This is a genomic window from Alkaliphilus transvaalensis ATCC 700919, from assembly GCF_000621485.1.
GTDB classification, from domain to species: Bacteria; Bacillota; Clostridia; order Peptostreptococcales; family Natronincolaceae; genus Alkaliphilus; species Alkaliphilus transvaalensis.
Window position 1 is genome coordinate 94751 of sequence record NZ_KK211287.1, and the last position, 11929, is coordinate 106679.

At 33.2% G+C, this 11929-nt stretch carries 11 protein-coding genes; 1 reads left to right on the plus strand and 10 read right to left on the minus strand.

Going from position 1 to position 11929, the window contains the following annotated elements:
* Positions 1 to 115: 115 nt before the first annotated feature.
* The 4 genes from T335_RS0117290 to T335_RS0117305 all read right to left on the minus strand — a co-directional run bounded on the left by T335_RS0117290 (position 116) and on the right by T335_RS0117305 (position 5221).
* Positions 116 to 1603 (minus strand): hypothetical protein, encoded by a 1488-nt coding sequence (locus T335_RS0117290; RefSeq protein WP_026478647.1) that lies wholly within the window; start codon positions 1601 to 1603, stop codon positions 116 to 118.
* Positions 1587 to 2459 carry a PstS family phosphate ABC transporter substrate-binding protein gene (locus tag T335_RS21200; RefSeq protein ID WP_051569389.1) on the minus strand — a complete coding sequence of 291 codons (873 nt, stop codon included), beginning with the start codon at positions 2457 to 2459 and terminating at the stop codon, positions 1587 to 1589. Before T335_RS21200 ends, T335_RS0117290 begins: the two co-directional genes overlap by 17 nt.
* A gap of 22 nt (positions 2460 to 2481) precedes the next feature.
* Positions 2482 to 3237 (minus strand): CPBP family intramembrane glutamic endopeptidase, encoded by a 756-nt coding sequence (locus tag T335_RS0117300; RefSeq protein WP_026478648.1) that lies wholly within the window; start codon positions 3235 to 3237, stop codon positions 2482 to 2484.
* Positions 3238 to 3439: 202 nt separating this feature from the next.
* Positions 3440 to 5221 (minus strand): PAS domain-containing protein, encoded by a 1782-nt coding sequence (locus T335_RS0117305; protein WP_084281457.1) that lies wholly within the window; start codon positions 5219 to 5221, stop codon positions 3440 to 3442.
* 372 nt (positions 5222 to 5593) lie between these two features.
* Between T335_RS0117305 and T335_RS0117310 the strand changes: the two genes are divergently transcribed.
* Positions 5594 to 6313, plus strand: a complete 720-nt coding sequence (locus tag T335_RS0117310) for a DUF421 domain-containing protein (RefSeq protein ID WP_026478650.1) — start codon at positions 5594 to 5596, stop codon at positions 6311 to 6313.
* 120 nt (positions 6314 to 6433) lie between these two features.
* Here the strand turns inward: T335_RS0117310 and T335_RS0117315 are convergent, their stop codons facing one another.
* From T335_RS0117315 to T335_RS0117335, 6 genes are all read right to left on the minus strand, one after another.
* Positions 6434 to 7729 (minus strand): GNAT family N-acetyltransferase, encoded by a 1296-nt coding sequence (locus T335_RS0117315; RefSeq protein ID WP_026478651.1) that lies wholly within the window; start codon positions 7727 to 7729, stop codon positions 6434 to 6436.
* A 58-nt stretch (positions 7730 to 7787) separates the two neighbouring features.
* Positions 7788 to 8237 (minus strand): CBS domain-containing protein, encoded by a 450-nt coding sequence (locus tag T335_RS0117320; RefSeq protein WP_026478652.1) that lies wholly within the window; start codon positions 8235 to 8237, stop codon positions 7788 to 7790.
* A 167-nt stretch (positions 8238 to 8404) separates the two neighbouring features.
* A complete protein-coding gene (gene hcp / locus T335_RS0117325) occupies positions 8405 to 10057 on the minus strand; it encodes a hydroxylamine reductase (RefSeq protein WP_026478653.1) in 1653 nt (550 codons plus the stop codon).
* 159 nt (positions 10058 to 10216) lie between these two features.
* Entirely contained in the window at positions 10217 to 10558 is a 342-nt protein-coding gene (locus T335_RS22600; RefSeq protein WP_330371279.1) for an ABC transporter permease subunit, read from the minus strand.
* Between the two features lie 42 nt (positions 10559 to 10600).
* Complete coding sequence (locus T335_RS22605; protein WP_034328851.1) at positions 10601 to 10915, minus strand: hypothetical protein; 315 nt, start codon at positions 10913 to 10915, stop codon at positions 10601 to 10603.
* Positions 10890 to 11900: an ABC transporter substrate-binding protein gene (locus T335_RS0117335; protein WP_026478654.1), complete on the minus strand. Its 1011-nt coding sequence runs from the start codon at positions 11898 to 11900 to the stop codon at positions 10890 to 10892. Before T335_RS0117335 ends, T335_RS22605 begins: the two co-directional genes overlap by 26 nt.
* Positions 11901 to 11929 lie beyond the last annotated feature (29 nt).

Sequence of the window (11929 nt, forward strand, 5' to 3'; positions counted from 1 at the left end):
AATAAATTATTAACTTTTTATGGTAAGTGTTGTTGAAAATTCAGCAATAAAAAAACTATTGGTGGACCTTTTCTATGGCCCCAATAGTTTTTTTTTATTGTTATATTATATTAGCTTACTTTAAATCAAAAATCTTTAGATTCTCAAATCCGATTTTTTCAAAGGGTAAATCAAAATGCATCGGATAGTTATTTGAATCGTTCCACTGATAAGGCTTAGTAAAAAAGGAAATAGCACTATTGTCTATTCTAAACTCTATCCCTTCAAATAAGAAGTCTGTATCAAATTCTTTAGAGGTGTATTGACTCTTCGCTTTGGCAATGGCTTTTTTAATTAAGGTTTCGTAATCGAACCCTTCTATAAATAGCTCTTTTAGCTCTATTCTTTCACCTGTTTTCAGATATACATAACCACTATCTTCCCACTGATCTTTACCATTACCACTGAAGTATGTATGTTGACTAATATTAAATAAGTTACCGATGGGGTAAGCGTGGATATTTTGTCCTACATACAACCATGATGTTTCTTCTAGAGCTAACCTAATTTTATCAGTTTCTTCTTCTCTCATTTTATCAATCACTTCTTGAAGGCTTAATGGTAAATCATTCGGATAACTGATATTTATATTCCATGATAGATCATCTTCTGCAATATGATCCATTTTTTGGATTCTATTAAAGGAATGATTTTGAAGAAATCTCTTTTTCTTGATATCTTTAACAAAAATAGATTGATCTCTATTATAAAAACGTTCTGTAATAGCTACATCTTCCTTCTCAGAAAAGAAAGGAACTGTTACATAGGTACTCAAAAACCCAACATTAAACTCTGGGTTATTATAGTCTATAACGATATTCATTCCATAATCAGAAATAAAAAATTTCTGCTCTGAACTGATTCCCTTAAAGGGAGCGATTAAATTAAGGTCACCATGCTCCTCGTAATCAATATGGCTGTATCGTCTTCGTTGATTAACTTCTTCAACAATGGCTTCGTTAAGTCTCTCAAGACCCTTTACATCATTGGTAAATAAATCTTCAATTAAAAATTTTTCCCCAGTATTTAAGTCAAAATTTAATGTTTCTGTCATAGAAAAAAATTGGTGTCCATCCCTTGGATGTGAGTAGGAACCATGTAAATTTGCTACCACCGATAAAACGTTATTACAGTTAAAACTTTGACTAATTACCAAACTACTATCCATTAATTTGCTTTCTGGCTGAAAAAGGTACCGAGCTCCACGAAAGGGGGGTATTTTTTCGCCAGTTAAAAATAGTAATAATTGGTCATATAATTCTTTGATCTCTTTATTAATCAATTCTTCAACGCTATTATCCACTAACCCCTTAACCTCTATATAACTTCGGTGGTGCTGGTTAGCTTCTGAAAGATCAATCATCTTAATTTCCATAGGGTTTTCTACCACGTAGTTGATCTCAACTGGTGAAAGTACCCTTTGTCCTTTAGATTCGTAGACTACCGATTTATTATTATTAGGAGTAGTCACATCTTTTACAGCGGTTTCCTCTCCATTGCAACCACTTAGAAAAATTAAAGCCGATAATATCACTACAAATAGTGGCTTATTTAATTTTAACATATCCAGACTCCTCCATCAGATTCTGCCCTTCTTCAGATAAAATCCATTCGATCATTTTCCTTACTGAACTATCCTTTTTTTCATCCCTTCTTATGACAGCATAATAAGCAGTTTTTATTGGGTACATACCAGTTTGTATCGTCTCGCTATTTGGATAGATTCCATCTACCTCCAATAATTTAACTTCATCATTACCCCACATATCCACCACAAAATAGTAATAGGAATACCCTAAGGCGCTATGGTCATTATCATAGGTAGCTACTGCATCGATTAATTCGCCCATACCTGCCATAATTCTTTCCATAGGTGGCTCCATCGGAGTTAAACCATCCATTACCAACTCTAAAAAGCCCGTTTGACTTCCAGAATTTACAGGTCGTTGATAGGCTATAATCGGCATATCTAAACCACCAACTTCAGACCAATTAGTTATTTCTCCTGCATAAATCTGCCTAATTTCTTCTAAAGTAAGCCCTTTAATTGGATTATCGCCATGGGTTAAAAATACAAAGGCTTCACTTACAATTGGAATCACTTCTAGTTCTACCTCTTTATCTCTGGCTAATGCTAATTCTTCCTCTGAAGGGCTTGTTACAAAAATAATATCTGCCTTTTTATTAATTAAGTTTAAATAGGCTTCATGGGTCTTGTTATGTAGAATATATGGCCTTACTTCTTCTAGGGTTAAGCCTGTTAGTTTAGCTGCAACAGCTTCTGATAGTGGTATCGTTACCGTAGATCCATCTACTTTAGGGTAATCTGTTATATTAAAGGTTAATTCTTTCTTTATGCAACCGGTAAAGATAGTTAAAATTATCACTAACAATATAACAAAGACAGTGTTTTTTTTCATGTAATGTTCCTCCTTAAGAATATTAATATATACTTCTTTCTTCATTTGATTTTTTAAAAGCAGTAAATAGTTCGACAACAAGTATTAATATAATGATTTGCAGAAAATCTCCATATCTAGCCATCAAGGGTACGTTCCAATTACCATGAACCAAGCCTACAAGAACAATATTTTTAGTTCTTAGGAAAATATAGCTGAAGAAAATACCAAGAATAAAAATCATAACCAAACTTATTAAAATTTCTATTATTGAAGCCCCATTGAACAAACGTACAGGTATATGAACTGTAGCAAAAATGATACTAGACAAGATGGTAGCATATCCCTTTAACTTCGGTTTATAAGAAGCCTCCTTAATAAATCTATTTAAAAGGTATCCTCTAAAAAGTAATTCTTCTCCCATACCTACAAAAATCCACTGTTGAAGCATTTGTGAAAATGAAAATCTTTGATCTAATTCTATTTCACCAAAAACTAAATAATAAGTCAGCCCTAATATGAGGTACATAACTGCAATTACTACAAGTGATTGGCCAATATTTTTAAAGTATAAACCAATCTCGTCTTTAAAAATATGATCCCTTTTCATAGCCCACAGGGCAAGTAAAGCCATAAAAATAGCCGAAGCTATTGTCAAAAAATATCTAATTAGTTGTCCTTCAATGTTGAAATATTTAATTAATAAAAAAAAGATAGTAGGAAATAAGAAAGCTACAATAATCACTATGATAAGAGGTTTCTTAGTGATTTGTGATATTGATATCGTTTCTAAATCCATTGTTTACTTCACTCCTTTTACGCTAGCTACAGCTCCTTATGGATACAACGATTTGATTATTCCATTATCTTATTCCATTATTTTTTTAAAATTCCTTCTTTTGTAAGAAAACTGTAATCTTTGCATTATCAAACCCCCTATATGTAGAGTTAACTACTTTATAGGGGGCTTGATTGGATAATTGTATATATTTTTATTGATTTTATATATTTCTATTTATTTCTTCAACTATTTTATTAATCAATTCTTCTACTGTAAATCCGCCTCTTTCACTGATCATTTCAATAGTAGCTACAGAAGACATGGTTTTAAATATAATAGGATTTTTTAATTTGCTATACTTAGGAGATAAGTTAAATAAAAATTCTTTTATAAAGGGATATTCCTTTAACAAGTCTGATAATATCATTTCTCTTTTAATGCCATAAGGGTTTTTGACCACTTCTTGACTTGTCTTTTCTTCCACAGTTGGGTCTTGAATAGGTTCTTGTTTTCTATTGTTCCATGATAGCAACTTCTGACTACCCTCTAAACTTCTAATTCTAGTTGCATCCTGCATCATTTCTAGAACACCTCTAAAGTTTCCTTCATCATCTCTTACTGCATTATAAATAATGTAGATGAACTTTCCTCCCATTTCTAACCAGAACTCAGCCTCATCCTGCTCTCCTTCTCTAAAAGCTCTAATAATTTCTTCTACTGTGGCAACACTTTCTCTCGGATGACAATTCTGTACTTCTCTGCCGATTACACCTGCACTTCTTGGAAATACCCTGTGCTTCGTATCACTATAAAACTTAACAATTTCATTCTCATCTACATAGGATAAATCCACTTGTAGATGTTTAAAAATTAGATTAATTTGTTCTAGCGTTAATTTACCCTGACTAACATCTAAAACTTCCGAGTTTGAAGTTCCATTAAGCACTCCATGTTTCTGTAATACATGGGCTAAGTCTTTTAACAATTCATTATTATTAGATCCTTCTTGCTTTTCTTTTTCTGCCTTTCCATAAGGAAGCGGATTAGAAATTAGACAATAACCAATTTCATCATCACCCTTTCTCATTAAAACAAAATCTTCATCCGTTAACAGATCCATTGAAGTAGGGAATAGTATTTCTTCTTCCTTCACCATCATATCTTCTACCATTTCTATCACTTCATCTAGAAGTTCTAAAAAAGCAATATCTTGATCTGTTTCTAAGAGACCCTTAGCTTTCTTAATGATATCTCTTATATTATTATCTAGGGTCCACATTACCTTTGAAGGTTTATCAAATCCTTTTCTTTCTAATGCGGCAAACAATTGATTTTGCTTTCTTGCAAAATGAGTATTAATTTGCGACAATTGATCGTAAAGTTCTGCCCATTGATTCTTGATAAATTTCTTCTGTTTCATCTTCTTCATTTCAGCTAAAACCCTTCTAATGGCCTCTACTTCATCTAAGTATGTTCTAATAGGATGACCTGCGGGGAGACTGAGTTTATTTGATTCCAGAATTCCATCAAAAATTTCAAGTATTTCATCCATTCTTTCAGCCAATTCGTCATCAGTAATACCATAATTTTGAAGGTACTGTTCACAAATGGCAAATTCTTGGGGTGTTACTTTATCAACTGAAGCCTTCATTTTTTCTTTTGCTTCATCTAAAGAGATTTCCCCCTTTAAAAAACTAAGCTTAATCTTCATAATCTTTTCGACTTTCTTATCATCTAAATCTAGATACTCACCCATTTTAATCTTTTCTAGAGCTGCCTTTGGTGTAAAGTAAACATGAAATTCTTCATCGCTTATTTTCTCTACAGATTTATTAAAGCCCTTTTCTTCCATCATCTTATACATAGGAAAAGGTTCAAAATCTTTTATAACATGAATCCCTTCGCCTTCCTTTAATTCTTGTATCGCTTTTGTAATACAATCTTTAAAATGATCATGTTCACCACGGCCGTCAATGGTAATGTACTTAAATTCCTTTTTCATTTCTCATCGCTCCTTATCTTAACTATTTTATATTTATCTTTAATATTAAAAAAATTACGATTTCCCTCTGATAACTTAGTTTTAATATTTGTATACAAAAACATAAGTTAAGGTTTGTTATGCAATTTTCACAATTAACTTTCTTACTTAGAATTGGAGAATTGCTATTCTAAATTTTTATCATTCTCTATTTGATATTTTAAATCAATTGATAATTCTTATTATATATAATATACCATTCTTAATCAGTCTTAATCTGTGACCACTGTCACAGGATATAAAAAAAGTAATACGCTTTAGCATTAATTCGTTTAATATATCTAATACTAATACGAGATTTATTAGACACAAAAAGGAGGAATTTATAATTTTATGGAGACTATTTACAATCCTGCTATTCGGGCAGTCATCCTCTACTTTACTCTTTTAATATTAGCTCGAATTATGGGAAGAAAAATGATATCACAAATGACCTTTTTTGATTTTGTCGTTGGAATAACCATTGGTTCAGTAGCTGCTTCATCAACTCTAGGCCCATATAGCACAAGCCTAGGAGCCGGAATAGCTGTGTTAGTTGTCTTGACCACATTAGTAGTTTTAATTGGATATCTTCATATTAAGAGCTTTAGATTCAGAAAGTTAGTAGACTCTGAGGCTGTTGTAGTAATTGAACGGGGTCAAATTGTTGACAAAAACCTTAAGCGGGAGCGCTTCACAATTCAAGAATTAACTGCTCTACTTCGACAAAAAAATATCTTTAATCTTAGTGATGTTGAATTTGCATTGTTGGAGCATGATGGGAAATTATCTGTGCTACCTAAATCTAATAAACAACCCTTAAAGCCAATAGATATGAATATTTCTACCCCCTATCAAGGATTGATGAAGGACGTTGTAATAGATGGCATAATTATGAAGGAAAATTTAGAAGATGCTCTTTTAACAGAGAGCGACCTAATGAAGAAACTTCAGTTTTATGGATTTGAAAATGTTAGGGATGTTTTTTATGCTGGAGTAGACTCAGCTGGAAACCTATATGTTTCTAAGAGAAATGATCAGCAAGAAACCGATGGGAAGTATGGTATTGAATAATTAAGAAAGAAAAAAGACTATATACTTTTTTTATGAAATAAAGGTATACAGTCTTTCTAATTATCTACTCTAATTAAATCTACAAAATAAAATAAAATGATAAAATAGTTTTTGTATTATTTAATAAATATTTGTTTTCTTGAAGCCTACCTTTTCATAAATAGGGTAACTTGCCTCTGAAGCTTGGGCATAGATCATAAAGCTATCAAAAATTTTCGATGCCTTTAAAGTTTCCTTAAGGGTTAATTCCATCAAAGAATTATCATTGTTTACTGCTCCAAGAAAGTAGATTCCATAAACTTCTAAATCTAGTTCAATTAATGCAGATACAGAAACTGCTTCTCCATTTCTTAGTCCTAAGTAGGGTATTATCTTCGACTTTTCTTTACATACTTCATCTAAAACCCTTTTTCGAAGTTCTTCTCCCTTTTCTTTATCTATTTTATTAATATCTGCTACTGTATCCCACCATAAAGAGAGCATATCTTTTTCTATAGGGTTTATCAGATCAAAGTCCTTATCCTTAGTGTATTCGTCGCTAAAATTATGCATCGTTAAATACATCCCATAATACTTACAATGATCCTGATAAAAAAACGCTGTCATGTCTTCTCCAATTAAATTTATAAATTGATTTCTACTTTCTATATTAGATTCAGTTAGAAATTCTGGTTTACCAGAGATAACCCCAAACCATTTAGCCTGTCCATATTCTATAAAGCCACACTTTTTAGCCAAGCCGGGGGACATCCCATTATTATTTACGATTTGAATAAAGGGCATTTTTCCTTGATCTATAATTTTAGAAACTAAATCTATGGTTACATCAACGGCATAACCTCTTCTCCTGTAGGCTTCCTTTGTATACATAATCCCCATAGAGTTATCTTCGTGAGTAAGTACCCAACAAACCATCTCATTATCAAGATACACAGCTGAAGATGGTCTCTCCATAATGTCTTTTTTTATTCTATCTAAACTATCGTGGGAGTTATATTGATAGAAGTGATTTACTTCTTCTGCATTTTTAATATCGATTGGCTTAACTGGATTTTTAATTAACCCCTTATCCACCTTCCCATCAGGTATATAGTATACTGTTACAGGACTTATCCAACATACTTCATGTTTCTTCATAATTTTCTCTGCAATTGAGTCTTCGACAGCTGAAAAACCATAAGCCCCTGTCTGTAGATAATCATCTATAATATAATTTAGAAAATCTTCATTTTTAGAGTACAATAAGTGCATATATTCATTTTTCTTAACTAGTACCCCTGTTGGCTTTTCAAGATGATCTACATAGATTTCTGCCTCTGGTACATTCTCTAATACTCCTAAAATATTTAAGTTAATGATATGATCCTCCTTAAGAAGATCAATAATTGAGTCCCTTACTTCTGTTTTGATTAACATAGCTTCTGCCCCCCTTTATAAACCCCTGCTAGCACCATTACAGCTTTTTTGATAGATCTTATTTTAAGTAATACTTTAAAATATTTTTTCTAGTGATAATTCCCACTATTTCAGTATCAGTTACTACCGGTATTGTTTTAATTTTTTTATTAATAATAATGTCTAATATTTTTTCTAGAGAAGTATCCTCTCTTACCGTTATCAGTTTTGTTGTCATCACTTGACCAATTTTTATATTATTTAACCGACTTAGATCATTTTTTAATACTCTTAAATCAACGGGGGTATTCATTTCTGCATAGGCATAATGGGAATCACCGCTTAACTTCTTATCAATATAAATAAGATCAGTCTCTGTAACGATCCCCAAAAGTTTGCCGAAACTATCTACTACAGGCAAACAATTTGTATTTGTCGAAATTAATAGCTCCATCCCCTCATATACACTAGCATCTTCATTAACCGTAACTACTTCTGTAGTCATTATATTTTTTGCGTTAAGTTCCATTTTTCTCCTCCTTATTTTCCCTCTTAATCCTTTTATAATAGCTACTCTAATATAAAAATTTCTATATACTTATTTCTACATACTTATTTCTACATCAACGCTCCTTTGCCCTTTAATTTCCATAAATAAAAAACCCTCCTATTTCTAAGAGGGCCCTTTATGATCTATTAATTTGCTTGCTGTAGTGAATTTTTTAAGTCCTCATCTGCTGTACTAATTGGTTTAATATCAAAGGTATCTACAAGATATTGTAGTACATTAGGTGATATAAAGGCAGGTAAGCTAGGTCCTAAGAACATGCCTTTTATCCCTAGTGAAAGTAGTGCCAATAAATCTGCCACTGCCTTTTGTTCATACCAAGAAAGAACAATGGTAAGGGGCAGGGAGTTTACATCAGTCTCAAAAGCATCTGCAAGGGCTGTAGCGATTCTTACGGCTGAATAGGCATCATTACATTGTCCAACGTCTAATAACCTTGGTAAGCCTGCTACTGTTCCAAAATCCAGCTTGTTAAAGCGATACTTTCCACAAGCTAAAGTCAAAATTACGCAATCTTCAGGAACTTTTTCAGCAAATTCTGTATAATAGTTTCTTCCAGGCTTGGCTCCATCGCATCCACCAATTAAGAAGAAGTGTCTTATTTCACCTTCTTTCACAGCATCCACAATGGTATTTGCATGGGATAAGGTCTCATGATGACCAAAGCCTACTAAAATCTCCTTAGGCTTTTCACTCTCTTCAAAGCCACCCAGTTCTAGGGCCTTATTAATAATTTCACTAAAGTCCTTCGTACCATCTTCCTTTAGCTCGATCTTTTTAATTCCGTCCCAACCTACTACATTGGTAGCATAAATTCGGTCCTTATAGGTGTCTCTTGGTTTCATCAAACAGTTGGTGGTCATTAAAATACATCCTGGTATACCATCAAATTCTTGTTGCTGATTCTGCCAAGCAGAACCAAAATTACCTACTAAATGCTTATACTTGTTCAATTTAGGATAACCATGGGAGGGTAGCATCTCTCCGTGGGTATAAATATTAATCCCTTTACCTTCCGTTTGTTGAAGCAATTGTTCTAAATCTCTTAGATCATGACCTGAAACAATAATAAAGGGACCTTTTTTAATATTTACATTTACTTTTTGGGCAGACGGATTTTCATACCGTGTTGTATTAGCTTCATCTAATACACTCATTACTTCTACACTCATCTCACCGACTCTCATAGTCATACGTAATAAGTCATCTAATGTCATATTATCATTTGTAGTAGCTTCTAAACCTAAGAAATAAGTCTGATCTACTTGATCACTATGATGTCCAATATATCTAGCTTGATGGCCATAGGCACTTATTCCTTTTAGCCCGTAAAGTATAGTAGACCTTAATGAACGAATATCGGCATCTAGTTCTTGATCGTACATTATACCAGCCTTTACTGAATCCTTAAGCATTTCTTCTTTTGTATGACCTAAATTGTATGTAGCTGCATCGGAATAGTCTCCTTGAGGGGCTTTATTTCTAATCATCTCTTTAATACGCTGGGATTCTTTTAACATCTCTAGGTGGAAGTCTAAGTCAAAATTTACATTAGTAAGGGTTGTAAATAAAGCATTTTCTACGAATTTGACAATTTCTTTGTCTATATGCTCTCCCTTTTCAAGTAGGGGCTTAACATAGCAGGAGATCCCTTTTAGTTGATAGATTAATAAATCTTGTAAATTAGCAATCTCTGGAGTTTTACCACATACCCCGTGCTTAGTACACCCCTTTCCTCCCATTGTTTGCTCACATTGGTAACAGAACATTGAGTTTTCCATAGTATCTCTCCTCCTTAGCAATTTTTAATATCCTTAGTAATTTTACCCAATTATCTAAAAATATAATCTTTTTTTGTAGTTTAGATTTGACAAAGTATCTACAAACTATTAATTTTGCAAATAAAACAGCCCCCCAAAATGGAGGGCTATCTAATTATTTTAATTCTTTTGTAGTAGTTTAAGGCCTCTTTCTAACATCGCTGCCAATAAGATTGTTATAAGGGACCAGGCAAAAACACCTGCTGTATTGAGGTTCACTCTTTCTATTTGAAAGCTTGTACCCATTGATATTTTGGGCTGACTTAGGACTTCTGCTGCTATTATAATTTTTAGATTAAGACCCATCGCCGCTGCCATGCCGCTATGAATGTAGGAACTTATAGAAGGAATGTACAGATCCTTTAATCGATCCCATTTCCCAACCTCATATATATCCATCATCTCAATCAGTTTTACATCAACATTCCAACTAAAATTGGAGCTTTTTCGGATTCTAACCAAATAAGAGCAAGTAAAATCATAGCCATTGTAGGTACAGCCCTATTAATGATTACAATTGGTAAGTAAATAGTAGATCACTTTGGAGAATCCTCCTAATAAACCCAAACCTATTCCTGCTCCTAGGGCAATTCCAAAGCCTATTAACGCCCTTCTTAGGGTATTAACTACTGCCATTATAAAGTTGGGTGATTGAATGATTCTGATGATCTCCATTAAGGTAGCTTCTGGGGATGGAATTAATATTTCTTGTTCAACCACCATCGAGGCAATCTTCCATAGAGTTAATAATGCCATAACCGATAGGGTTGTATATAATAGCTCCTGTTTCTTTTTATCTTTCAAAATAGAAACCTTCATCTGGAAGCTTCCCTCCTACGGTTTCTGAAGAGTAATCAAATAAAACCTTTAAATATTTTTCGATTGACTCCCTTGCTACCTTTGAATCTTGATAATTAATATTGGACCTATTTAAACCATTTACAACTGCCCCCTTAGATAGACCTGTTTCTAACGCTTCACTGTACTCTCCAGCTTTTTCGCCATTTAAGGATAACCAGTCAATACTATTTTCATATTCTTCTAAAAACATCTCAATAAATTCTGGATGTTTTTCTATAAGCTCGTTTTTAATGATTAATGAGGCTTGAGGATAACTTGCGTTCCCTTCATTTTGCTTGCTCCATTCTTCTTGAAGGTCTAACAGTATAACGGTGTCTTCTTTCTTTAGCATCACATTAGAAAGGGCAGGTTCTGGGATTACTGATATTGTACTTCTACCTGCTATAAAGGTTGAGGCAAGTTCTGTCGCTTCCCCTAAATAAGTTAAAGTAACATCTTCATCTGGATCAATTCCATTACTTGAAAGAAGGTATCTCAATACGATATCTGGGGTAAGACCTCTACCTAAAGTATGAATTTCTTTCCCCCTTAAGTCTTCCCAACCAGTAATTTCTTCTGTTCCAACAATATACAGAATACCCCATACACTTGATGCTGCAAGCTTATAATCTACTCCCCGATTATATAGGGTTGCTGCTAGGTTAGTAGGTACAACTGCAATGTCAATTTCTCCCGATATAATTCTTGATGCCATCAAATCCGGCGATTTAACTGATTCGTAGCTAATATTAACATGTTCTCCAAAGGAAGGGTTTTCCTTAAACATTTTTATCATACTTAATGTAGGCGCGCCAGAAGGAGCTGCCACGTTAATACTTACATTTTCTAACACCTTTGATTCTACTTCATTTGTATCTTCTTCACTATTCACGTTTGATGTGCAACCTGCTAAAATTCCTAATGTAAAACTTAAAATTAAAATGATTCCAATTATTTTTTTCATCTTCTACACTCCTCTTATCATATTTTTTC

Excerpts from the sequence above, each read along its gene's own strand:
- T335_RS0117290 (WP_026478647.1), bottom strand. The coding sequence starts at position 1,603 with ATGTTAAAATTAAATAAGCCACTATTTGTAGTGATATTATCGGCTTTA.
- T335_RS21200 (WP_051569389.1), bottom strand. The coding sequence starts at position 2,459 with ATGAAAAAAAACACTGTCTTTGTTATATTGTTAGTGATAATTTTAACT.
- T335_RS0117300 (WP_026478648.1), bottom strand. The coding sequence starts at position 3,237 with ATGGATTTAGAAACGATATCAATATCACAAATCACTAAGAAACCTCTT.
- T335_RS0117305 (WP_084281457.1), bottom strand. The coding sequence starts at position 5,221 with ATGAAAAAGGAATTTAAGTACATTACCATTGACGGCCGTGGTGAACAT.
- T335_RS0117310 (WP_026478650.1), top strand. The coding sequence starts at position 5,594 with ATGGAGACTATTTACAATCCTGCTATTCGGGCAGTCATCCTCTACTTT.
- T335_RS0117315 (WP_026478651.1), bottom strand. The coding sequence starts at position 7,729 with ATGTTAATCAAAACAGAAGTAAGGGACTCAATTATTGATCTTCTTAAG.
- T335_RS0117320 (WP_026478652.1), bottom strand. The coding sequence starts at position 8,237 with ATGGAACTTAACGCAAAAAATATAATGACTACAGAAGTAGTTACGGTT.
- hcp (WP_026478653.1), bottom strand. The coding sequence starts at position 10,057 with ATGGAAAACTCAATGTTCTGTTACCAATGTGAGCAAACAATGGGAGGA.
- T335_RS22605 (WP_034328851.1), bottom strand. The coding sequence starts at position 10,915 with ATGAAGGTTTCTATTTTGAAAGATAAAAAGAAACAGGAGCTATTATAT.
- T335_RS0117335 (WP_026478654.1), bottom strand. The coding sequence starts at position 11,900 with ATGAAAAAAATAATTGGAATCATTTTAATTTTAAGTTTTACATTAGGA.